Raw genomic sequence first — 22,363 nt, forward strand, 5'->3', positions numbered from 1 at the left:
GAGCCGCCGCGCTTCGGCTGCCAGGCCCACTCAGCTGGATGAATTCTGGTGCCTGACGTCCGGCGGACGCGCGCGCTATCGTCCGTGCAGGTCACCTAGAGCTCTTCACGCGGGGGAGAACTAGGCGATGAACAACGTCGGCCTGTCTGGGCACGCGATCAACGGCACGGGCTTCGTACGCAGCCAGTTGGTCGCGCCTGGGACGGTTCTGCCCATGGGGGTCGAAGTCGCCGCCGACCTCGGCCACGAGGTCACGTTCCGCGTGACGAGCACCGTAGGCCGCGGATCGGTCACCTGGGCGGCACCGAACTCGTTCAGCATTGAGCAGGACATTGGTACGTCGCTGCCCTGGTCCAAGACCTGGAGCCCTAAGGCTGAACCGGACCGCTACAGCCTCGGCAACTTCAACGCACAGATGAACGGCAGCGGCTCCATCACGTGCGAGATCGTCAAGAACGGGGAGGTCATCATCTCGAACACCTCCACCGGCGCGTACGCGGTGGTCTCCTGCGGCTGATCACACCATCAGCGCCAGCGAATGCGCTGAATGGGCGGTCATCCAGGGAGTGTGGTCGAGCGGGGGCACGCGGCGCTACCCCGCGTCGTCGAGCGGCTAGGGGAACTCGCCCTGCCGCGTTGACTCACCTGACGCGGGCTCCGGGATGGCAGCCAGACGCGCGGGACGAGGTGTCGAATATCCGAAGCTCCGCAGGATGGAGCTGATGCTGGCAGACGAATGCCCTGTCGCGGATCCGCCACAGCCCTTGCCCCGCCCCGAGCGTCGGCAGCAACGCTTGCTCGGTGCGGCTCAGACCCAGCGCGGCGGCGGTCGCCCGGAGCTGGTCCGTCTCCTGCCGGTAGATGATCCGGGTCTCGGCGTTCGCGAGGAGCGACGCGGCAAGTGCACGGTTCGCAGATCCGGCGTCGCCGACGTTTTCGAGGTCGGTGAGCTTGTGGAAGATGAGCATGTTCGCAATGCCGTAATACCGCGCGAGCCGCCAGTGGGCGTCCATGCGCCGCAGGAGAGCGGGGTGCTGCATGAGGCGCCACGCCTCGTCGTAGATGACCCATCGTGGGCCGCCGTCGGGGTCGAGGAGCGCGGACTCCATCCACGCGGACGAGCATGTCATCAGTACCGACAAGGCCGTCGCATTCTGCGAGACGCGCGATAGGTCGAGCGAGAGCATCGGGAGCGTCGGATCGAACCTTACGGTCGAGGGCCCGTCGAACATGCCGGCCAGGTCTCCGGAGACGAGCCGGCGCAGCGCGTGTCCGACGAGGCGTCCGTCCTCGGCAAGCCGGTGGTGGGCGTCGTCGCGCCGGTTCGGGCTCAACAGCCGTTCGACCACCATCGGCAGCACAGGCACCGAGGCGGAGCGGACGGTACTGCGAAGTGCGACGTCTACAGCGGTGTGCTCCAACGGCGTCAGCGGCCGGTCGAGCACGGTCTCGGTGAGCGCCCCGACAAGGTCGCGTCGTCGGGCGGTGACCTCGGCTGCCCACTGCTCATCGGAGAGCCCAGACGCGCGGTGACCCGCGTCGAGCGGGTTGAGCCGGTTCGGCAGCCCAGGTCCGAGCTCGATCGCTCGCCCGCCGACGGCGCGGGCGACCGCCGTGTGCTCGCCCTTCGGGTCTCCGGGAACGTACACGCGTCGTCCGAATGGCAGTGACCGTGTGTAGAGCGACTTGGCGAGCGCGGACTTCCCCGCGCCGACGATCCCGGCGAGCACGACGTTCGGTGCGGTGATCAATCCGCGCTGGTAGAGGACCCACGGGTCGTAGACGAACGACGACCCCGAGTACATGTCCTGCCCCACGAAGACGCCTTCGGCGCCGAGCCCACCCTGGGCGAGGAAGGGGTAGGCCTGTCCCCAGGTAGCCGAGGTGTCCTGGTGCTTCGGGATCCTGAGCCGACCTGGCGTCCGCAATGAGGCCGGTCCGCGTTCGCCCGACGCGGGCAACATGATGGTGGCCCGCCGTTCGGAGCGCTCGACGTCATGCTTGGCTCGCGCCGTCGCTTGTTCGGCCCGGCGCGTCATCGCGCCCAGTTCGGCTGCGTTGCGTTCGCGTGCCCGACGACGACGGCGCCCCTCTCGGTACGGGGCGATGAGGACCGCGGTGTGTAGTTGCTCGCCCGAGGTCACAGCGCCAACCCGTCCGGGGTCGTGCGGACCGGGCGTGGCGGCTCGGGCACAGCGCGAGCGGTCCGGCCCGGTGCACGCGGGTCATCGTCGGGACGCCAGATGATCCGGCTCGTCGTCGAGAGCGCGCGGTCCGTGCTCGTGTAGGCCGCGGCGACGTCGCGAGACGCCCTGCGCAGGCAACGGGCGGTCTTTTCGGCCATCGCCCTACCCGAGTCGGCGTCATGCAGGTCATCGTCAATGGCACGGGAGGCGTGGCGAAGATGAACCTGTGCGAGGTTCTGGAGAATCTCAGCGGCCAAGGACGTGATGCGGAGCACGTCGCCCAGGACATCGAACGTGTCGGCCGGGTTGTCCCCGAACTTGGAGGTCGCGTGAGCCAGGGCTCGCACTGCCTCGGACGCCTCACGGGCTGAGGCGACGGGCTGGTCGTAGTTCGGCATGGAGTCCTCCCAGGTCTTCTTCCGGGAAGGTGCGCGACTGCACCCGTCAGAGCAGCGGAGCGAGGGCGACTGCGACGTACAGGCCACCGACGATCGCAGGGCCGAACGCGATGTCGCGACGCTGCCGAGCCAATGCGCACAGCGCGAGAGGAACAGCGAGGAGGTGCGCCAGGACGACGAACGCGACGACGGCCTGCCAGCCGATCGTTCCAGCGATCGGGGCGAGAGCGGCCGCGAGTCGGACGTCCCCAAAGCCGAGCCCGGTGAACCGCCACAACGTGAAGAAGACGATGCCCACGGCGGCGCAGGCCACCAGTCCCGCAATGAGAGGCATCCAGCTCCGGCCGATGATCGCGAACACGATGCATGAGGACAGGGCAACCGCGCCGCACGCCATCGCGAGCACGGTGGGGATCCGGTGGGTAAGGACGTCGATGATCGCGGCAGCCGCGGCGAGCGGGCTCAGCATGATGAGCGCTGAGCGGGTCCCGACGTCGTCGACGAGGAAGACGGCTGCAGCCGCAAGCACCATCGTCAGTCCGACGAACGTCCAGCGAGCCGACCCCGACAGCGAAGTCCAGAAGCCACCGGAGGACAATGGCCCAGGCTCGTTGACCGTCGACGTGCCGTCGTCGCTGCGGCTAACGCTCATGAACCCACGGTACGAACTACGCGGGCAACGCGCTCTGGTCGTTACCAGAAGTCTGGACGATTGCTGGGGAAGAGCCGCCCATGTTATCGAGGGAGCCGCGCGAGGGGGAGTGCGCCGCTGGTGAACGCGCGCGCCTGCTGCCCCCACAGCCGCCGCGTCTCGCACGATGCCTGGATCGCTGCCTGTTCGAGGGCGGCAACGGCGCCTTCGAGTTCGTCGAGGGCCGGGGCGGTCACGGCCACGAGCCCGACAGCCCGCAGGACGCCATGCCCGGCGGTGAGGTCGGCCTCCTGCTGAAGCACGTCACCGAATTCCGCCGTCTGGGCGGCGTCCTCAATCTGACCGATACGGTTGCGCTGCGCGGCGTCGGAGATGTACTCGGTCTTCTTGCGGCGCAGGTCGCGGGCGGCCACATCGGCGCGTACAGGGGTGAACGTCACCGAGAGCGTGCGCCGTACTCCGGGCGCGAGGAGGAGCGGTGCGAGGAAACCGGGGTAGACGAGGGTGCGTGGCCACTCTGAGATCCACAGGACGCAGTGGTAGCTGGAGTCGGCGCGCAGGTGGCCCCAGGACTCGGTGATGGCGATCGGTCCCGCCGCCGCAAGGTCTCGTCCAACGGACCCGTGGCGTTCGAGTGCCGCACCCACTGCGGGGTCATAAGCGCCGCGGATCGCGAGTGCAACTTCACCCGAGCCAAGCATCTCCGTCGGGGTCAGGTCCGCCGCTTGCAGCGCGGCGGACAACGAGGCGATCTCCTGGTGCAGGACGGCTGCGCCGCCGCGGAGGCCCCCGCCGGCGGCACGGACGTGACGTGCCGCTGCGCGCAGGGAGATCGAGAGCGAGATCGTCGAGGCGTGGCACTCTCCGGTCGGTCCGGCGCGGTCGATGAGCTCGGCGTACGTGCGCGCGGCCCAGCCGCCGTCGTCGCTGCCTTGGGTTGTCCACCAATCAGCCAGGCCCTTACCCGAGTCGGGCAGTGTGCGCTCGAGCACCTGTACAGCGGCGACGTTCCCCGACCGGCACGTGGAAGCGAGAACCCGTCCCCAGGCGGAGACCCGGCGTGCCTGTTCGTCGGCGTCGAGGAGCATGAACGAGGGATGCTGGACGCCGAGGACGGCGGTGAGGGTCGCGGCGTGTGGGTCGTGAATCATGACGCCGCCGGTCTCGTCGTCGATCCACTGGCGCAGACGCGCGGCGTCTCCGGGCAGTGCGAGGGTTCCCGCTGGCCGTGGCTTGCCTATGCGCACGCGGTACTCGAGCTGGCCTGTCGCCCCGCGGCGGGCCCAGGTGGTGGCGACGGGCAGCCACTCGACGGCAGGGCGGCCGCCGACCCGGAACCAGCACAGTGCCGCACAGAGGAGTAGCACGGGAGTCACGTACACGACGGCCGGCCCGCGGGTGACGAGCGCGGCGACCAGGGTGACCGCGCCGACGGCGAGGACCGCGAGCTGGGAGCCGGACATGCCGAGGAGGATGCCGCGTCGGGCGAGGCGTGAGAAGCGAGCGGTGGTTCCCATGCCGTCCGTGGGTGTGGTGGTCATCGCCGATCTCCTCGCGACGTTCCGGCGTCGGTCTGCTGGTCAGCGCTGTCGGCGACGGTCGCACCGAGCCGCGGCCCGGCCGACGCGGTCTCCTTGAGCGCGATCGCAGCGATGGCCGCGCCCCCGGTCGCGGCACCGGCTGCCCCGGCGCCGGCCGCAGCGGAGCCGGTCGCGCCGCTCGACGGGGGCCCTCCTGCTGCCGCTCGGACTCCTGCCGCCGCACCGTTCCCGCCTCCAGAGCCAGGGGAGCCGCCGCCCCCTGGCCCGCCGCCTGAAGGCCGCGGAGTTGATGGCGAAGCAACACTGCCATGGGCCTCGGAGAGGACCCGCTGCGGCGTCCTGCGCATCGGGCTCGGCGGCACGGGAACCGGCCGGTTGAGTGCTTGCTTGGCCTCCTGCTCGGTGCTCATGGCGTGGTGGAAGTCGACGCCCATGAAGCTGATGGCCTTGTACGTGAGGTAGGGCGCGAACCCCGCGATCAGCAGCAGCACGATCCCCGCGAGGGGGTCTGCGACGGACCGCAGGTCGGTGTCGATGGGTGCCGAGACCTGCTCGGCGGCGAGCAGGAAGATCACCACCATCACGAGCTTGGACACGATCAGCGCGACGACGAACTGCGCCCATCGGGACACCCACCCGCGGGTCGCGTCCCACGTCGCTCCCGAGAACGCGATCGGTGCGAAGACCACGGCGACGAGCAGCAACGCCTTGCGGACCAGGAGCGAGAGCCAGACGATGAAGGCCGCCGCGACGGCGAGCCCGCCGAGGAAGAGTGCGAGCAGCAGCGTGACGGCTGGCCCGCCGACGGCGGAGGCGCCGATCGTCCCGGTGAGGAGGTCGATCCGGTCGCCCATCGCATCGACCGTCGTGCCGGCGGCGAAGACGATGCCGAGGCAGAGCCGGTCGACGATCTCGAGCGCCGTCGCGATCAAGGTCAGGGCGAGGAACGAGCCGAGCACGGCTTTGCCGAGCCCGAGTGCCGCTCGCGAGAGCGCGGCTGGTTCGCGCCGCACCATGCCACCGATGAGCTGGAGCAGGAAGAACGCAAGCATGACCAACACCCCGATGCCGAACAGGATCGCGTAGACGCGCTGGAACCGGGGCGAGGTGATGTCGACGAACGTCGTCGCCTCGAAGGCGGACCACACGCTGCGGAGCAGGAACGAGGCGAGCCCGGCGAAGCCGTCGGCGAGCCAGGCCACAGGCCCGGTGAAGAACGCACCAGCGCCGTCGACGGTGGCTTTGCAGACCGAGCCGATGACAGGCAGATCACAAACGCTCATGGCCGTTCACCCGACCTGCTGGCCGACGTTCCAGAAGAAGTTGACCAGCGCGACGGACCCGCCGCAGACGATCGCGGCGGCCAGCGCGACGACGAGGCCCATCTTGCCGCGGCCGGCGAGGTGCGGGTTCGACGAGTTGGCTCCGAACGCCCACACGATCGCCGCGACGATCAGTGCGAGGACGGCGAGGATCAGCCCGACCGTCATCACGGCGCCGACGATCGAGCGGAGCTGCTCGATGCCGGGCAGGCCGTTCGTGTTCGGCGTGATGCTGATGTCGCCGAGCAGGTGGTTGCGGTGCATGGCGTTCTCCGGTTCGTGTCGGTGAGGCGACGGCGGGTGCTAGAAGCGGGCCCCGGTGTCCAGGAGCCAGTTGGTCCACGCGAGCGCACCGCCGGCGAGGGTGGCGCCGCCGAGTGCGACGAGAACGCCCGCGCGAGCACGGGCCGTTGCCTGCCAGGCACCCGAGCCGGTGCCGATGGCCCAGGTGACGGCGCAGACGATCAGCAGGCACACGGCGACGACGAGGGTGATGGTGAGCAGAGCGCCGACGACGTCGCCCAGGCCGCTGGACATGACGGCGCCGAGATTGGGCGCGATGGTGCGCATTAGGCGGCGCTCCGGGAATCCGCTACGAAGGTGGGGCATGCGGCTGCGACGCCCGTGGGTGCGCCGGGTCCGGTGCTCTCGAGCCATGGCGCCGGGTCGACGGCTCGCGCCGTTGCACCGCCGGGGTGGATCTCGAAGTGCAGGTGAGGGCCGGTCGAGTTGCCAGTCGACCCGACCCGGCCGATCACCTGTCCGGCGAGAACGACGTCCCCTACAGCGACCTCGTGGGAGTCGGCCAGAAGGTGGCCGTACACCGAGGCGACCGCTCGGTCGGCGACGGTGTGCTCGATGACGACGTGGTTCCCGAGCCCGCCGGAGTGCTCGGCGACGACGACGCGCCCGCCCGTCGTCGAGAGGACGGGCGTCCCCGCGGCGGCGGCGAGGTCGACACCGGCGTGGAGGCGCACGATCCCGAGGACCGGGTTCCGCCGCATCCCGAAGCCGCTGGTCTGGGTCCACGTCCCCGCCGGAAGCGGGAACATGACCCGCCCGGACGCGACAGGGAGGGTGCGCGTCGTCGGCGCTGGCGCGCGGAGGGCCGCGAGGATCCTCTCCGCGACCGGGATCCAGCGGGCGTACCGGTCGGGGTAGGCGGACACCTCGACCGCCTGTGCTGCGGCCCCGGGGTGAAGTGCGGTCCATCCGGCGATGTCGAGCAGCCCGCGCGGAGAGCCGTGGTGCGGGCCGCTCGGTCCGCCGAAGAACGCGCGCGCCTGGAAGGTCGGGTCCATGAGCTGCGCGACGGTTCCCCAGCCCGCCCGCGGTCGCATCTGGAACATGCCCAGGCTGTCGTGGTCCCTCCCGTCCCCGTCGTTCGGGAACGACGTCGACGCCGGGTAAGCGGCCGGGTTCGCGAGCATCCGCAGTCCCGACTCCGTGAGCGCGGCCGTGAGCGCGACGACGAGTCCGCGGTCTCCGACGTCGGGCGTGCCCGCGCCGACCTCGACGACGGTGGCGGCATTGCGGAGCTGTGCCGCGCCCAGGGTGACGGCATCGCCGTCCGTCGTGTTTGCCGTCAACGCTTGGGGCACCGTCCCGACGCGCGCGGTGCCGGTGTCGCAGACGGACGCGCTGGAATGGGCGCCGAGCGCGGTCACCGCTACCAGGCCGAGGAGCGGGACGAGAGCGAGGGCTGTGATTGCGGCAACGACGAGCATGCGGGACATATCGACTCCTCACCACAGCGGGTTGTCGAGCTCGGACAGGCGCAGGAGATGGCACGTCGGATACGACGGCGCGCAGACGACGAAGACCGTGAAGGCGACGTTGTGGCGCGACGTGACCTCGTCGCCCTCCCAGACCCCTGCGCGGTGGCGGGTACCCGTGACCGTGACGGCAGCGGTGCCGGGTGCCACGTCCAACGCGGGCGTCGCGTCGAGGGCGGCGGTCCACGCGGCGGGCACCTCGGCCGTGGTGATCTCGATCCATTGCCGGGTCGAGTACTGCGCGAGGTGTGTCCAAGCAGCAGCGTCCGGGAGATAACTGTCCAGGTCGGCGAGCAGCCCGGGCGACTCCTCGCCGGTCGGGTCGGCCACTGCGAGCAGCCGACCGCGGACCTCGCCCGGGTCGGTCGCCGTCGTGTCCCAGGTGAAGAGGGCCAGGCTCACGAGGGTCGCGAACTCTTCTGGGTCCGACGTCGGCGGCACGGAACCGTCAGCCGGGATCCGGAGTTGGTAGGTGTCCGTCACCTTGTTGCGGGTCTCCGGACGCGCCGCCCGTTCGACCGGGGACGGGAGCGTGACGGAGTCACTGGCGGCGTCGTCACCAGGGGACCACAGCATCGCGCCGACGGCGGCGACGAGGACGACGAGACCCACAGCGGCCAGCGCCACACGGCCGCGCACTGGGCTGCCGGTGATCCGGTGCATGGTTACACCGCCTCCGCGGTAGCCGACGCCGCCGCAAGCGCGGCCCGAGCCTCGGAGACGGCCGTGACGAACTTGTGCCACTCCTCCGCGACCCGGCAGACCAGCTCCCATTCGCGCTCGCTGAGTTCACGCGCGACCTGGTCGAGGTCGTAGTGACGAGTGATGCCGTCAAGGTCCTGCATCGACAGGTAGAACGCGCGGACGCTGCGACGGACAGGCTGGGCAGCGAGGCGCCGTTTTGCCGCTGCGGCCTGCTCGGCGGCGCGGCGAGCCTTTGCGACCCGCTCGGCCTCCCGGGACATCGTTGCGATCTCCTCCTCAGACTTCTGAGCGTGCTGTGAGGCGAGGCCTTCGTCGCGGGACTCCTCGGCCTCGTCCGGCGCGAGGGTCGCGAGCGTGAGCGCCGCCATGACCATGCGGTACTGCGGATCGACGGGCGCGAGCTCGTCGATCACCGTGAGCGCTCTCTCCGCGACCCGGCGCACATGCCACGCGGTCATCGGGTCCTCGGCGACCGAGATGACCTTCGCGATCTGCTCGAGGCGCTGGAACGACAGCTTCCCCGTGATTGCGACCGCTGCCTTCTGCCGACTGGTCAGGTTCACGGCGCGCCGTGCGGAGGATTCCTCCGAGCCGTCACCTGCGCCAGCCGCCGTGCCGCCACCGAAGCGGGTGACGGCCTGACGCTCGGCGGCGTCGGCCTGGCAGAGCGGCTTGAGCTCGATGTAGAGGCGAGCCTCCTCGGTCGGAAGGAGCTCGAGCCGCTGACCGTTCTCCTGCTGCTCGGCCAGGGCCGCGCTGAGGTCGCTCGACACGTCCGGGTGGACACGGACCTCGACCTTCCTCCACCCGAGCTGTCGCACCGCAGCCAGGCGTCGCGCACCGCACAGGAGCACGCCGTCGGCTGAAACCAGGGGAGGGTTCATCAGGCCGACCGCCTCGATGGACGCGGCGAGCCCGTCGATGTTCCCGAGCGAGCGGCGGCGACGCCCCGAGACCCGGATCTCGTCGGGCGCCCGGATCTCGGTGGGGAAAGCCTCGTGCTCACGCATGCGAGGTCGCCACCACATGGTGCGCGCTGTCGCGCTCAGGCAGAGACCGGGTCGACGGCGCGGCATCGACGAGCTGTGCGACGAGCCGGTCGTCGCAGAGGACCTCGTCGACCGTGACGCCCGACGCGAACCGGTGCAGGAGCCCGTGGCCAGCCGCCGTGTGCTCGAGAGTTGCGGCAGGGCTACCGAGAAGCGACGTGATGAGTGCACACCAGGAACCGTGTGCCAGCCCGAGAAGCATGGGCGTCTCGTGGTCGTGACGCAGCCCTTCGTGCGCCCGACGTCGGTCACCTGCCTCGACCAGTCGCGAGGCGACGAGCCCGATGGCGTGTCCTGCGACCTGGACGGGCCACCCGCACAGGGTGAGCACTTGTGTCGCGTCCTCGATCATCTGCTCCACGGTCGCGTACGCGCGCTCAGTTCCCGGGCCCGACGTCGTGTCCGCGTGGGGGATGGCTGCGAGGTTCTCGACGTGCCGGGCGAGGTGTTCGTGCTCGCCGATCCGGGCTACGTCGCGGGGAGTGCGCGTCTTCATCAGGTGCGAGGCTTGGTCGCGTCCGCACATCAGCGCCTCCTCGAACGAGGCGGTCATGAGCGCGATCCGCATCGCCGTCGTCAACGACCCCCACGGGTCATGCGCCCACCGGGTGCCAGCGGCGCGCAGAAGCTCGAATGCGAGTCGCATCGCGTCGTCAGCCGTCTGCCCGTGCTTGTGGGCCAGCGCGGCGTACTTGTCGCGGCACAGCCACAGGAGATCGTGCGCATCGGGGTCCGTGTGCCAGCCGCCAGGATCGGCGTGGAGACGGAACAGCATCGCGCGAAGCGCCTCGGGGCTGGCGAGGTCGACGGCGTCCATCAAAGGCCCAGCCCGTCGGACGTTGGCGACGCCGTCAGGCGGCCCGGTGCCGTGGGGAGCTCCGGCCGTCGCCGGAGGCGTGTCCTCGTGGTCCGAGCTACCGCGTGGATCGCGCGCGACTGTGCCGCGAAGCCTTGGTCGATGGCCCAGCCGAGGGCGCGCATTCCGACTTCCGGCGCTTCGGTCGGACGCACCCAGCGCGTCGCGCGAGGGTCGACGCCCGTCGACGGCGTGGCGGGCGAGGTTGGCTCGCGTAGGGACCGTTGGGCACTCGGCGCCACCGACGACGACTCGTGATGGTGCTGGTGGTCGTAGTCCTCCGTGATATTCACCGTGACATCCCTTCGCGTGTGCTGGTGCAGGTGGGTCTCGGTAGTGACTGGATGGGTGGCTGGCGACGGAACGCCGAGTCGACGGTGACCTCGACCTCTCGTTGGCCGAGACCCGCGCGGATCGCCGCGGGGCCGAGGGTCTCGATGGCGTTGTCGTGGCTGTACCCGTGGCGGGCCATTTCGCATGCCGCCCAGAACAGACCGGAGTTGCGGGTTCCAGGACCGCGACGCTCGACCCAGCCGACGAGATCCTCGAGACCTCGCCCCTGGCGCGGGGTGAACCGTGTTGGCCGAGGCGAGCGAGGCGGGTCGATGAACCGGCGCAGCGCGGCGGCGTCGATCGCACGCGACGGGTCGTTCGAGATTGCACGCATCGTGTAGACCGCAGCGTGCTTCTGGTCGAACGCGATGCGCGACGGCGGGGCGACGACGTACCCGCCGTCGCCGCGGAAGTCGATGTGCGCCGACGTGGTCCAGCAACGCTGTGAGACCCCGTGCGCGTGGGGGTAGTAGACGTGCAGCCCGCCCGACGGCGTCTGCACCGACCATGCCCAGCCGTCCACGAGGTGCGCGTCCCGGGCGCGTTCGAACATCGGGCGCCCGGAGGCGTCGCCATGGAGGTCGATGTCGACGACGTCGAGCCCCGAGACCACGCCCGTCGGAATGCCGATGTTCGCGTTAGGTCGCGAGCGCCACCACGCTGCAACCTGACCGATGTCGGCGGTCGCAGACTTGTAGCCGGCGCCAGTCATCGGTGGCTTGCCGCCTGGCACGCACGGGAAGACCGGGACGTCAGCCCTTGCGTAGGCGAGCGCGGCCTCACCTAGTGTTGGCGAGCCGTCCGCCGATGCGAACGCCACGAGCGGGAGTTTTCGAGGCGTGGTGGTCAGGTCCATACGCATGACGTTCATGACAGCGAATCACCATGATCGTCACCATGAACGCGCCTCCCAGGGTGTGGGAGGCGTCGTCCAGGCACGTCAGGTGCGTCCCACACTTCGTGCGGCCGCCGCAAGGAACCTCGGCGCGCGGTTCAGTCGTCTCAGACGAGCGCCGGCGTTGCCGTGCCTGTCGCGAGGGGTCGGTGACGAGCTGCACCCCCGCGGCGTGCGCGCACCGCGGGGTCGTTCCACCGTGGTCGCATCCATCCGACGGAAGAAGCGCCCGTGGCCGTGATGATCGAGGTCTACCACCAGGACGAGCAGTGGCACGTACGCCGCCAGGGCGAGCGTGATTCGCTGTCCAGCCACGCGAGGAAGGACGACGCGGTCGCCGGTCGCGTGGCCGCCGAGCGCGAGAGCGGGCGAGCTTGTGATCAAGAACCTTGATGGGGATGATCGCGCAGGACTTCCACGGTCACGACCCGCGAAACGTGCCAGGCTGAGCCATGGTCGGGCGCGAGGGCGATGCCGTAGGACGTCGCCCTCGCGCGCGCCGTCGAGCAGATCCCCGCGCCGAGCGCGCTTGAGGGCGGGTGCCGGTACGAACCCAAGTGGGACGGCTGGCTTCACGGAACATGGCGCGTCGACGGTCACGCGGCGTAGGCGCGAGGAAGGGTGTGCCGTAGGAGCGAGGCGAGCGCTTCTCGGTTGTTCGCCTGATCAACGGTCACCAGGGGGTAGTACATGCGGATGACTGAGGAAGCCAGGGCGCTGGTCGTGGTCAGTACAGAGATCGCTCGATTTCGAGGTGCTCTGCAGGTGACGACACTCGATATCGCGCTCGCGTTCGCGATGGTTCAGGTCAAGCCGCGCGGTCAACTTTTTGCCGACGCGCGTGCGAGCCCTTCGCCGCAGATGCTCGAGTTCGCCACGGTGCTCGCCGAGCTTCTCGCCGGCACCGACGAGGTGGGGGTGGAGGACCTTCGACGCGTCAGCGAGCCGGCGCGGCAGGCGATACGCCGCGCAGTCGACGGGGAGGACGCCTGAACGGTGCCCGTGCGGTTCTGGTGACGCGCATCGGGCGTAGGTGGGTGGTCGCTAGGAGCGGACGAGGCGGGCGATGGCGTCGGAGGCTTCCTTGATCTTGATGTCCGTCTCGGCGCCGTCGGTCTTGGCGGCATCCACGACGCAGTGCTTGAGGTGGTCGTCCAGCAGTCCGAGCGCGACCCCTTGTAGGGCGCTGGTCAGGGCGCTGACCTGGGTGAGGATGTCGATGCAGTACTGCTCCTCGTCGACCATGCGGTGCAGGCCGCGCACCTGTCCTTCGATGCGCTTGAGGCGTGCGAGGTAGCGGGCCTTGTCCGTGATGTACCCGTGGGGTGCGTCCTGGTGCGTTGCGGGTTCGGGGTTGTCCGTCATGGTCGTCCTCTCCTGTGGTGCGGTCGACCGCTGCTGCCCGGTGCCGCGCTGTGCACATCGTGCACGAGAACGGCACCGGGCAGGGTTCAGGCGGTGCGGGCGTACTGCTTGGGGTTGGCGTCGAAGAGCGGGCCGCAGGAGGAGCAGCACAGCCAGTAGCGCTGACCCTCGTAGTCACGGACGAGTCCGGCTGCTTCCGCGTCGGCCTTGACACTCATGCTGCCGGGCATGACCGGGCACTCCGCGAGGTCGGCCTTCTGCGAGGTACCGCTCGGGGCCGCGGGTGCAGCGTGGGCGTGGTGCGTCCCGCTGTGCTGGTCGTTGTCGCCGTGACCGTGGTGGGCCTCGCCGTGGTGGTGCTGATGGGCGTCGTCGTGGTCGTGCTGGTGGCACATGGTGGTCCTCCTGGAGATCGTTGGGATTGGTGGTTGGTCAGACGCCGGCGAGCTGCGCGGACGGCGTGGTCGATGTTGTGGTGGACGGGTTCGGGCTGATTGCCCGGCTGGTGAACGACCGCAGGCGCAGGCTGTTGCCCACGACAAAGACGCTGGAGAACGCCATCGCGGCGCCTGCGAGCATGGGGTTGAGCAGGCCGAGCGCGGCGAGCGGGATCGCGGCGACGTTGTAGGCGAACGCCCAGAACAGGTTCACCTTGATCGTCCCGAGGGTCCGGCGGGACAGGCGGATCGCGTCGGCCGCGGAGCGCAGGTCGCCGCGCACCAGGGTGATGTCGGCGGCCTCGATCGCGACGTCGGTGCCCGTGCCCATCGCGAGGCCGAGGTCGGCCTGGGCCAGGGCCGCGGCGTCGTTGACGCCGTCGCCGACCATCGCGACGACCTTGCCCTCGGCCTGCAGCCGGGCCACGACGTCGACCTTGTCCCGGGGCATGACCTCGGCGATCACCTCGTCGATGCCGACCTCCGCCGCGATCTGCCGCGCGACCGTGGCGTTGTCGCCGGTGAGCAACACCGGGGTCAGGCCGAGCCCGCGCAGCTGGGCGATGGCCTGGGCACTCGTCGGCTTCACGGCGTCGGCGATCACGAGCACGCCGCGGGCACGCCCGTCCCAGCCGACGACAACGGCCGTGCCGCCCTGCTCCTCGGCGCGGGCCTTCGCGTCGGCGAGGTCGCGGGGCAGGTGCTGGGCCCACTCCGCCAGGAGCGACTCGCGCCCGACCAGCACCGCGTGACCGTCGACGACGCCCTGCACGCCCTTGCCCTCGACGTTGGTGAAGTCCTCGGGCACGGGCAGCGTCCCGACCTCCTGGGCGGCGCCCCGGGCGATCGCCCGGGCAACGGGGTGCTCGGACGCATCCTCGAGCGCCCCGGCGAGGCGCAGCAGCTCGGCGCGGTCGACCCCGGTGCCGGGGACTACGTCGGTCAGGGTCATCACGCCCGTGGTCACGGTGCCGGTCTTGTCGAGCACGACCGTGTCCACGGTGCGCGTGGACTCCAGCACCTCGGGGCCCTTTATGAGGATGCCGAGCTGCGCACCGCGCCCGGTGCCGACCAGCAGCGCCGTCGGGGTGGCGAGGCCGAGGGCGCACGGGCACGCGATGATGAGGACCGCGACGGCGGCGGTGAACGCGGCCGAGGCGGGCGCGCCCGCTCCGAGCCAGGCGCCGAGGGTACCGACGGCGATCGCGATGGCGACGGGGACGAAGATCGCCGAGACACGGTCGGCCAGCCGCTGGACCTGGGCCTTGCCGGACTGGGCGTCCTCGACGAGCCGGGCCATCTGCGCGAGCTGGGTGTCGCCGCCGACGCGCGTCGCGCGCACGACGAGGCGTCCGCCGGCGTTGACGGTCGCGCCGGTCACGGCGTCGCCCTCGCCGACCTCGACGGGCACGGACTCGCCCGTGAGCATGGACGCGTCGACGGCGGAGGTGCCGGTGACGACGGTGCCGTCGGTGGCGATCTTCTCGCCGGGGCGCACGACGAACTCGTCGCCCACGGCGAGCTCGGAGATCGGGATGCGGGTCTCGGCGCCGTCGCGCAGCACCGCCACGTCCTTGGCGCCGAGCTCGAGCAGGGCGCGCAGCGCGGCGCCGGCCTGCCGCTTGGACCGCTTCTCGAAGTAGCGGCCGGCGAGGATGAAGGTCGTGACCCCGGCCGCGACCTCCAGGTAGATGTTTCCCGCGCCGTCGGTGGGCGCGACGGACAGCGTGAACGGGTGGGTCATGCCCGGCTCGCCCGCGGTGCCGAGGAACAGCGCGTAGAGGGACCACAGGAACGCGGCGCTGGTCCCCACGGAGATGAGGGTGTCCATCGTCGCCGCGCCGTGGAGCAGGTTGGTCCACGCCGCGCGGTGGAACGGCCAGGCCGCCCACACCACGACGGGCGCGGCGAGCGCGAGGCTGGCCCACTGCCAGTAGGTGAACTGGAGCGCGGGGACCATCGCCATCGCGATGACCGGGACCGAGAGCACCACGGACCCGATCAGGCGGTGACGCAGCGCGGTGAGCTCGGGGTCGGTGTCGTCCGCCTCGTCCGCTGCCGGGACCCCGGGGTCCTCGATGCGCGGGAGCTGGGCGGTGTACCCGGTCTTCTCCACCTCGGCGATGAGCGTGGCCGGGTCGACGCCCTCCGGGACGGTGACCTTCGCCTTCTCCGTCGCGTAGTTCACGGTGGCGGTGACGCCCTCGAGGCGGTTGAGCTTCTTCTCGATGCGCATGGCGCACGAGGCGCAGGTCATCCCGCCGATCTCGAGCTCGACGAACGTCCCCGGCGACGGGGCGGCCGGTGCCGTCATGAGGTCCTCCTTCCGGCCCGGCAGCGTGCTGCCGGGCACACGGGTGATCAGTGGTCGTGGGACGCCGGGTCGTGACCGGCCGCGGGGGCGTCCTCGGGCGCGGGGGCGGGGGCGGCGTCGGGCGTCGCCTCGACGACGAACGCCGCGGTGCGCACCTGGCCCTCCACCTGGAAGTCGAGGTACAGCAGGTAGCGGCCCGGGGTCGGCGCCTCGACGCCGAACGACACGGTCGGGCCCGAGACCTGGTCGGCCTCCGGCTCGTCGCCCTCGGGGTGCGCGTGCAGGTAGGCGAGGTCGCCGTCGCGCAGCGCGACGAGGTGCCCGTAGGCGCCGAGGTAGGGCTCGAGCGTCGTGACCGGTTCCCCGTCGCGCGTGACCTCGACGGTCAACCGAGACGTCGTCCCGGCCTCAAGGTGCCCGTCGAGCGCGACGTCGTACCCGCCGACCGACGCCGTGGTGGAGACCTCACTGCCCCGGACCGGGGCGAGGTCGCCCGCGACGTCGACCGTGCGGGACAGCGTGACGGCAACGCCCGCGCTGGGGGCCGCGTCCGCGTACACGCGGTAGGTCCCGGCAGCGTCCCACGTCCAGGGCAGCGACCAGCGCCCGTCCGCGTCCATCACGGGATGGACGTGCCGGAAGTGCGCGCCGTCGGAGCGCACGACGATCAGGTGGAGGCGCTGCTCGTGCGAGACGTCGAACTCCGTGACGGGATCGCCGTCGGGGTCGGTGACGGTGAAGGCGAGCTCTCCGGCCTCGCCCACGGTCGGGGGAGCCGCGACCTCGCTCAGCGTGTACCCGTCCTGTTCCAGGGACAGTCCGCGCGTCATGTCCGCTCCTCTCGTGCTCTCCTGCTCGGGGTCGCCGGCCGATGCGACGTGCTGCTCAGGGGCGTGCGAGGCGGCCGGAGCCGGCACGGCGTCCTCCGGGACGACGGCCCCGGCGATCGCGGCCGAGGCGACGAACACGACGCCGAGCCCCGCGGCGTACAGCCCGATCCGGGCGGGGGCTCTCATCGCACCCGCACCGCCTGGTACCCGGCCTCGTCGACGGCGGCCACGACCGTGGCGTCGTCGAAGTGCTGGTCGGCCGTGACGACGAGCCGACCGGTGCTGGCGCTGACGTCGATCGCGGTCACGCCGGGAACCTGCTCGACCTCCTCGCGCACCGACATCTCGCAGTGGCCGCACGTCATGCCGGTCACCTGGTACTCGATCTCGACGATGCTCATCGCGTTTCCTCCTCGACTTGGATACCCCATCTGGGTATGACTAGGGTGGCGAATATACCCACAGGGGGTATGGCGGTCAAGAGGGAGCGGTGAGCGACGTGGGAGAACGGGCCGACGTGGTGGTCGTTGGTGGCGGGGCGGCCGGGAACGCGGCGGCGCGGGCGCTGCGAACGGAGGGGTTCGACGGGCGCGTGGTGCTCGTGCACGGTGAGGACGGGCAGCCCTACCTGCGCACCCTCGTGAACAAGGCGATCGTGCAGGGCCTGCTGACCGCCGAGCAGGCGGCGCTGCCGGCGCCGGAGGGCGAGGTCGTGCGCGGACGCGCGGTCGAGCTCCACCCGACGCGGCCGGGGGTCGTCCTCGACGACGGGCGCGAGCTCGAGGCCCGCGCGCTGGTCCTCGCCACGGGCGCGGTGCCCCGCCCAGCGCTCGCCGACCGTGATGCCCGCCCGCCTGCGCGCCGCGGGACGCCGCGCGTCGTGCACCTGCACACGCCTCAGGACGCAGACCACCTGCGCGCGCTGCTCGGGCCAGACCCTTCCGGACGGACGGTCACGGTGCTCGGCGCAGGGTTCGTCGGGTCCGAGACCGCGGCCTGGCTCGTCGACGCCGGCGCAAGCGTCCACTTGGTCGCGCGATCGCGCCTGCCGTTGGCCCGAGCCCTGGGCTCCGCGGTTGCCACGGCCGTCGCACGCCAGCAGGGGGAGCGCGTCGCGACCTTCTTCGGCCGGCGCGTCGAGGCGGTGACACAGCGCCGCGAGTCGGTCAGGGTGCGGCTCGACGACGGCACGGCCCTGGAGTCCGACCTGGCCGTCGTGGCGCACGGCACCGTCCCGGACGCCGCGTGGGCCGGGGCGCAGCCGGGCGGCCTCTCGGTGGACGACCGGCTCGGCGTCGTCGCGACACCCGGCCGCTACGCCGCGGGAGCGGTCGCGCTCCACACGGACCGGCGCGGCCGGTCGTACCGGACCGACCACTGGGACGCCGCCGTCGCGCAGGGGGCCCATGCGGCGCGCGTCGTGCTGCGCGACCTCGTCGGCGCCGCGGACCCGGGGCCCTACGTGCCCGAGGCCGGGTTCTCCCTGAGCCTGCACGGCACCCAGGTCGCCGGCCTCGGGGTGCCGGTGCCTGGCGCGGTCGAGCAGCACCGCCGCCTCGACGGGGGAGGGGTCCTGGCCGAGTTCCGGCTCGACGGCGACCTGGTCGCGGTCACCGGGGTCGGCGCGACGCGCGAGGTGTCCGCCCTGCGCACGGAGCTGCGACGTCCCTGACCTCCACAGTGCAACCCGCGCGCCGCGGTGCGCAGTCACGTCCGTCGCGGATCCGGGCGCGGGCGCTTGCCGGGGCCAGGCCGCACTACGTCCCGCGTCGTACCCGCCGTCGACAGCACGCCGAAAGCGCGAGGGGCGAGTGGTGCGCACGGTTCGTACGGTGGATCGGTGCTCACCGTCCAGCGTCGGGCAGGTCGGCCGCGGTGGGTCGAGGAGGTCGCCATGAGCGTGACGCGAGAGATGATCGAGACGTTCCCGGGCCAGGGGGTCGCTCCGTTATCGGAGCTGGTGACCTGCATCGACGCGTGTGCCGAGTGCGCCCAGGCGTGCACGGCCTGTGCCGACGCGTGCTTGAGCGAGGAGCACGTCGGCGAGCTGCGCCGGTGCATCCGGCTGAATGCCGACTGCGCCGACGTGTGCGCCACGACCGCGGCGGTGCTGACTCGTCAGACGGCTGCGGATGTGCAGGTCCTGCGTGCAGTGCTGCAGGCGTGCGTGGCGGCGTGCGCCGCGTGCGGGCCGAGTGCGGGAAGCACGCGCAGATGCACGAGCACTGCGCGGTGTGCGCACGCTCGTGCAGCGCGTGCGAGCAGGCGTGCCGAGAGCTGCTGTCCGCCCTCGGATGAGCCCGGGGCGCGGACCGGTCTTGGTAGAACTGCGGGGGCAGTGGTTAGGCTGACCGGGACATGAACCTCATGGCCTCGTTCCGTTCGCTGCTCGCCGGTCGCCGGCGAGGGCTTTCGGGTGCCCTGCTGATCGCGGCGCTCCTGCTGGGCGTCGTGACGATGCACGCGATGAGCGGGTCGGCCAACGCCCACGTGGGCCCGGCGGCGGCGATCATGGCCAGCCCCGACCACCACGACGCACCGACCTCAGAGGTCGGGACGCAGGAGGCCGGGGCGCACGGACACGACGCGCCGGGCGGGTGCACCGACTGCGGGGGCCACGAGATGGCGTCGGCCATGTGCTTGATGGTGCTGGTCGCGCTGCTGGCCTTCACGCGCCCGGGAGCGAGCCTGCTGGCGCGTCTTGCTCCGGTGTGGTCGCCCCTGGTCGAGGCTGGCCGGACGCCGATGGTCGCCGGTGCCGCACCGTCGCTGCACGTCCTGGGGATCTCTCGGACGTAGGAACTGCACGCCGTCGACGCGCGCGTCGACCGTTTCACGCCCCCTTCTTGTGGGGCCCGTGTGTGGTTTCTAGTGCTGAGTTGAGAGGTCCTTTCCCATGAACTTCAAGCGTGTGCTTGTTCCAGCGATCGCGCTGGTGACCGCCGCGAGTCTTGCGGCGTGCTCGAACGACGACGAGTCTGGGCACGACATGGCGTCGATGTCCTCCTCGACCGGGGCCGGGGAGCAGGAGAGCCCGGCAGAGGGCGACTGGTTCAACCAGCAGGACGTCGACTTCGCCCGGATGATGGTTCCTCATCACGAGCAGGCGATCGAGATGTCCGACGTCATCGTGGCCAAGGAGGGCGTCGACCCTCAGATCACCGACCTGGCGAACCAGATCAAGGACGCCCAGGGACCCGAGATCGAGCAGCTGACGACCTGGCTCGAGGAGTGGGGCTCGCCGCGGCCGGAGTCCGACTCGATGGACTCCACGGACCACGGGTCCATGGACGGGATGATGAGCGACGAGGACATGCAGGCCCTTCGGGACGCGCAGGGCGCCGAGGCAGGCCGCCTGTTCCTCGAGCAGATGATCGTCCACCACCAGGGCGCCATCGAGATGGCTCAGACCGAGGTGGCCGAGGGCAAGAACGAGGACGCTGTCGCGATGGCGCAGCAGATCGTCGACACCCAGCAGGCCGAGATCTCCACCATGGAAGACCTGCTCGCCTCGTTGTGACCCTCGCCCTGCGGGGCGTGCACTGCGTCGCGCACGCACCGCGGGTCCTTTCCGAAGGACTGCCTCGATGAACCCTGCCCTGAAGAGATGGTCGAGCCGGTGGACAGCAGCAGGAACCGTGCTGCTGCTGGCCGCCTGCACCCCGACCCCACCACCTGCGAACACCCCCACGAGTCAGCCGCCGCAGGACGTGGCCGAGTTCGGCCACGTGCACGACGTGCAGGTCGACCCGGTCGACCACACCATCCTGGTCGCGACCCACACCGGGGTGTGGACCGTGCCGGACCCGTTCGGCGACGAACCAGCACGACCGGAGCGGGCCGGAGAAGGCCGACAGGACACGATGGGCATGACCCTCGCGGTCGACGGCACCATCTACGCCTCCGGCCATCCCGCGCCGGGGGAGCAGACCGACCTGAAGGCGCCCAACCTGGGCCTGATCCGCAGCACCGACGGTGCCGCGACCTGGGAGCAGGTCTCCTTGACCGGGGAGGTCGACTTCCATGCGCTGAGCACCGCGACCACCGACGCTGGCACCGTGCGGGTCGTCGGGCTGGACTCGGCTACCTCCCGCCTGCTGATCAGCGACGACTCCGGAGCAACCTGGACACGGGGGGCAACCGTGCCGGCTCGCGACGTGCACGTCATGGACGGTGACCCGGACACCGTCCTGGTCACCACACCGGCCGGCCTGCAGCTCAGCCACGACGCGGGACAGACGTTCACCCCGGACCGGGACGCGCCCACCCTTGCGTTCGTCGAGGCAGGGCTCGGGGCCGAGCTGATCGGCCTGGACCCCAGCGGCACCGTGTGGACCAGCACCCCAGGCGTGGAGCCTTGGACCGCGCACGGAGCCGCTCCCGGCCAGGTGCGGGCCATGACCTATGTGCCCGACGACAGTCCCGGGAACCAGCCGTGGATCGTCATCGTCACCGACACCGGCCTGTTCACCAGCCGCGACCTCGGCGCGAGCTGGGACCCGGTGCTCGGCCAGGAAACCGGGTGAGACGCCGGCCGGCCGCGCGCCGGGACACCAAGCCTGCCCCACCTGCCGCGATCGGACCGTGCCCGCACGGTCGCGCGCGGCGAACCACCCCATGCTCCTCGCGGGACATCCGCGAGGGATCCAAGAGAGCGCCGAACCCTGTCACCTCTTGGAGCACACCACCAACACCCATGACAGGGACGGGGGAACCACTCAACCGGGCACCACGGTGCCCTCGGGGTGAAGCCGCACCGCACCCAGCGGTGAGGCCGGGTCACTCTCCGATCCGAACCCGACAGCTCACCCCGCAGGCGCGAAGGAGAACACCATGACCGCACGAAAGCCGGGACGCCACCGCGCGTCCCACCGACCCATCACACCCCTGACCCCGATAGCCCGCGCAGCCCAGGAAGGAGCAGTCAGCACCGCCCGCAAGGGCGCCCTGCTCGCGGCCGGATCTGGCCTGCTCGTGTCGGTGTTCGCGGCACCGGCCAGCGCCGCACCGAGCACCGACCGCCCCAAGGCCGTCTCCAGCGTCGACCTGAGCGCGCTGACCGAGCCGGCCCGTCAGGCGCTCAGCGCCGCCCCAGCGGTCACCGTCTCAGCCGACGCCGCGTTCGTGATCGAACAGGCACCGGTCGCGGTCACCCCCGCCCCCGAACCCGAGCCGGAACCGGAGCCCGAGCCGGAGCCGGAACGCCAGGAGCGCTCGTCCCGCAGCCAGGAGCGCGCTCCCGCCCCGCAGGAGCAGGCGGGCACCGCTGTGGCCCAGGCCCCGGTCGAAGCTCCGCCGTCCGCGGCGGGCTCGAGCGTGGTCAGCGTCGCGATGCAGTACCTCGGCGTGCCCTACCAGTGGGGCGGCACCACACCGGCAGGGTTCGACTGCTCCGGGTTCACGTCCTTCGTGTACGCCCAGGTCGGCATCAACCTGCCGCGCACGTCCTCCGAGCAGCGGTATGCCGGCACCGTCATCTCCCGCGACCAGGCACAACCCGGTGACCTGATCTGGAGCCCGGGCCACATCGGCATCTACGCCGGGGACAACATGCAGATCGAGGCGCCCTCGCCTGGCAAGACCGTCCGGTACGGGCAGATCTGGCAGTCCAACCCGACGTACATCCGCGTCGGCTGACGCGTGAAGGGCCCCACCAGCCAGGTGGGGCCCTTCCCCACGCGGGAATACCCCTAGGGGGTATAGTG

General features: G+C 71.0%; 25 protein-coding genes, 1 pseudogene and 1 riboswitch. Of the genes and pseudogenes, 9 read left to right on the plus strand and 17 right to left on the minus strand.

All coding sequences use genetic code 11. The features are described 5' to 3' along the window. The first annotated feature begins 127 nt into the window (after positions 1–127). Entirely contained in the window at positions 128–517 is a 390-nt protein-coding gene (locus ACZCLJ_RS17870; RefSeq protein WP_463104725.1) for a hypothetical protein, read from the plus strand. A 124-nt stretch (positions 518–641) separates the two neighbouring features. Here the strand turns inward: ACZCLJ_RS17870 and ACZCLJ_RS17875 are convergent, their stop codons facing one another. The 12 genes from ACZCLJ_RS17875 to ACZCLJ_RS17930 form a co-directional block, all read right to left on the minus strand. Continuing rightward, on the minus strand, positions 642–2,144 hold the full coding sequence (locus ACZCLJ_RS17875) for an ATP-binding protein (RefSeq protein ID WP_463104726.1): 1,503 nt from the start codon (positions 2,142–2,144) through the stop codon (positions 642–644). Continuing rightward, the gene (locus ACZCLJ_RS17880) at positions 2,141–2,584 is read right to left on the minus strand and encodes a hypothetical protein (protein ID WP_463104727.1); all 444 of its coding nucleotides are present in this window, start codon (positions 2,582–2,584) and stop codon (positions 2,141–2,143) included. The genes ACZCLJ_RS17875 and ACZCLJ_RS17880 overlap by 4 nt, the downstream gene beginning before the upstream one ends. Before the next feature lie 46 nt (positions 2,585–2,630). Then, positions 2,631–3,236, minus strand: coding sequence for a prepilin peptidase (locus tag ACZCLJ_RS17885; RefSeq protein ID WP_463104728.1), 606 nt, complete (start codon positions 3,234–3,236; stop codon positions 2,631–2,633). A gap of 83 nt (positions 3,237–3,319) precedes the next feature. After that, on the minus strand, positions 3,320–4,777 hold the full coding sequence (locus ACZCLJ_RS17890; RefSeq protein WP_463104729.1) for an SCO6880 family protein: 1,458 nt from the start codon (positions 4,775–4,777) through the stop codon (positions 3,320–3,322). Next, on the minus strand, positions 4,774–6,060 hold the full coding sequence (locus ACZCLJ_RS17895) for a conjugal transfer protein TrbL (RefSeq protein ID WP_463104730.1): 1,287 nt from the start codon (positions 6,058–6,060) through the stop codon (positions 4,774–4,776). The genes ACZCLJ_RS17890 and ACZCLJ_RS17895 overlap by 4 nt, the downstream gene beginning before the upstream one ends. Positions 6,061–6,066: 6 nt before the next feature. Beyond that, positions 6,067–6,363, minus strand: coding sequence for a DUF6112 family protein (locus tag ACZCLJ_RS17900; RefSeq protein ID WP_463104731.1), 297 nt, complete (start codon positions 6,361–6,363; stop codon positions 6,067–6,069). Between the two features lie 39 nt (positions 6,364–6,402). Beyond that, positions 6,403–6,669, minus strand: a complete 267-nt coding sequence (locus tag ACZCLJ_RS17905) for a DUF6112 family protein (protein ID WP_463104732.1) — start codon at positions 6,667–6,669, stop codon at positions 6,403–6,405. Further along, positions 6,669–7,826 carry a M23 family metallopeptidase gene (locus ACZCLJ_RS17910; RefSeq protein WP_463104733.1) on the minus strand — a complete coding sequence of 386 codons (1,158 nt, stop codon included), beginning with the start codon at positions 7,824–7,826 and terminating at the stop codon, positions 6,669–6,671. The genes ACZCLJ_RS17905 and ACZCLJ_RS17910 overlap by 1 nt, the downstream gene beginning before the upstream one ends. Before the next feature lie 18 nt (positions 7,827–7,844). Next, positions 7,845–8,537 carry a hypothetical protein gene (locus tag ACZCLJ_RS17915; RefSeq protein ID WP_463104734.1) on the minus strand — a complete coding sequence of 231 codons (693 nt, stop codon included), beginning with the start codon at positions 8,535–8,537 and terminating at the stop codon, positions 7,845–7,847. 2 nt (positions 8,538–8,539) lie between these two features. Further along, positions 8,540–9,589, minus strand: coding sequence for a ParB N-terminal domain-containing protein (locus ACZCLJ_RS17920; protein WP_463104735.1), 1,050 nt, complete (start codon positions 9,587–9,589; stop codon positions 8,540–8,542). Next, the gene (locus ACZCLJ_RS17925; protein WP_463104736.1) at positions 9,582–10,445 is read right to left on the minus strand and encodes a hypothetical protein; all 864 of its coding nucleotides are present in this window, start codon (positions 10,443–10,445) and stop codon (positions 9,582–9,584) included. Before ACZCLJ_RS17925 ends, ACZCLJ_RS17920 begins: the two co-directional genes overlap by 8 nt. A 328-nt stretch (positions 10,446–10,773) precedes the next feature. Then, positions 10,774–11,673: a bifunctional DNA primase/polymerase gene (locus ACZCLJ_RS17930; RefSeq protein WP_463104737.1), complete on the minus strand. Its 900-nt coding sequence runs from the start codon at positions 11,671–11,673 to the stop codon at positions 10,774–10,776. Positions 11,674–11,943: 270 nt separating this feature from the next. On the opposite strand from ACZCLJ_RS17930, the gene ACZCLJ_RS17935 reads away from it, so the two are divergent. Together ACZCLJ_RS17935 and ACZCLJ_RS17940 are read left to right on the plus strand one after the other, a co-directional pair. Continuing rightward, entirely contained in the window at positions 11,944–12,105 is a 162-nt protein-coding gene (locus tag ACZCLJ_RS17935; RefSeq protein WP_463104738.1) for a hypothetical protein, read from the plus strand. A gap of 303 nt (positions 12,106–12,408) precedes the next feature. Beyond that, on the plus strand, positions 12,409–12,705 hold the full coding sequence (locus ACZCLJ_RS17940; RefSeq protein ID WP_463104739.1) for a hypothetical protein: 297 nt from the start codon (positions 12,409–12,411) through the stop codon (positions 12,703–12,705). A 51-nt stretch (positions 12,706–12,756) separates the two neighbouring features. Here ACZCLJ_RS17940 and ACZCLJ_RS17945 read toward each other — a convergent pair whose 3' ends face one another. From ACZCLJ_RS17945 to ACZCLJ_RS17965, 5 genes are all read right to left on the minus strand, one after another. Beyond that, the gene (locus ACZCLJ_RS17945; RefSeq protein WP_463104740.1) at positions 12,757–13,077 is read right to left on the minus strand and encodes a metal-sensitive transcriptional regulator; all 321 of its coding nucleotides are present in this window, start codon (positions 13,075–13,077) and stop codon (positions 12,757–12,759) included. A gap of 86 nt (positions 13,078–13,163) precedes the next feature. Then, positions 13,164–13,472: a YHS domain-containing protein gene (locus ACZCLJ_RS17950; RefSeq protein WP_463104741.1), complete on the minus strand. Its 309-nt coding sequence runs from the start codon at positions 13,470–13,472 to the stop codon at positions 13,164–13,166. 37 nt (positions 13,473–13,509) lie between these two features. Beyond that, positions 13,510–15,828, minus strand: coding sequence for a heavy metal translocating P-type ATPase (locus ACZCLJ_RS17955; protein ID WP_463104742.1), 2,319 nt, complete (start codon positions 15,826–15,828; stop codon positions 13,510–13,512). Positions 15,829–15,875: 47 nt separating this feature from the next. Then, positions 15,876–16,844 (minus strand): heavy-metal-associated domain-containing protein, encoded by a 969-nt coding sequence (locus tag ACZCLJ_RS17960; protein WP_463104743.1) that lies wholly within the window; start codon positions 16,842–16,844, stop codon positions 15,876–15,878. Next, positions 16,841–17,059: a heavy-metal-associated domain-containing protein gene (locus ACZCLJ_RS17965; protein ID WP_463104744.1), complete on the minus strand. Its 219-nt coding sequence runs from the start codon at positions 17,057–17,059 to the stop codon at positions 16,841–16,843. The genes ACZCLJ_RS17960 and ACZCLJ_RS17965 overlap by 4 nt, the downstream gene beginning before the upstream one ends. An 89-nt stretch (positions 17,060–17,148) precedes the next feature. Here ACZCLJ_RS17965 and ACZCLJ_RS17970 point away from each other — a divergent pair, with 89 nt between their 5' ends. The 6 genes and pseudogenes from ACZCLJ_RS17970 to ACZCLJ_RS17995 all read left to right on the plus strand — a co-directional run bounded on the left by ACZCLJ_RS17970 (position 17,149) and on the right by ACZCLJ_RS17995 (position 22,295). After that, a complete protein-coding gene (locus ACZCLJ_RS17970) occupies positions 17,149–18,330 on the plus strand; it encodes an FAD-dependent oxidoreductase (protein WP_463104745.1) in 1,182 nt (393 codons plus the stop codon). 222 nt (positions 18,331–18,552) lie between these two features. After that, a pseudogene (locus ACZCLJ_RS17975) lies at positions 18,553–18,956 on the plus strand (four-helix bundle copper-binding protein). A 60-nt stretch (positions 18,957–19,016) separates the two neighbouring features. Continuing rightward, positions 19,017–19,457 carry a DUF6153 family protein gene (locus ACZCLJ_RS17980; RefSeq protein WP_463104746.1) on the plus strand — a complete coding sequence of 147 codons (441 nt, stop codon included), beginning with the start codon at positions 19,017–19,019 and terminating at the stop codon, positions 19,455–19,457. Between the two features lie 97 nt (positions 19,458–19,554). Continuing rightward, a complete protein-coding gene (locus ACZCLJ_RS17985) occupies positions 19,555–20,178 on the plus strand; it encodes a DUF305 domain-containing protein (RefSeq protein ID WP_463104747.1) in 624 nt (207 codons plus the stop codon). 67 nt (positions 20,179–20,245) lie between these two features. Next, a complete protein-coding gene (locus ACZCLJ_RS17990; RefSeq protein ID WP_463104748.1) occupies positions 20,246–21,184 on the plus strand; it encodes a F510_1955 family glycosylhydrolase in 939 nt (312 codons plus the stop codon). 149 nt (positions 21,185–21,333) lie between these two features. Continuing rightward, positions 21,334–21,492: riboswitch (cyclic di-AMP (ydaO/yuaA leader) on the plus strand. Then, entirely contained in the window at positions 21,492–22,295 is an 804-nt protein-coding gene (locus ACZCLJ_RS17995; protein WP_463104749.1) for a C40 family peptidase, read from the plus strand. Its footprint overlaps the riboswitch before it by 1 nt. Positions 22,296–22,363 lie beyond the last annotated feature (68 nt).

The sequence above is a fragment of the Cellulosimicrobium sp. So1_17 genome (assembly GCF_055181235.1).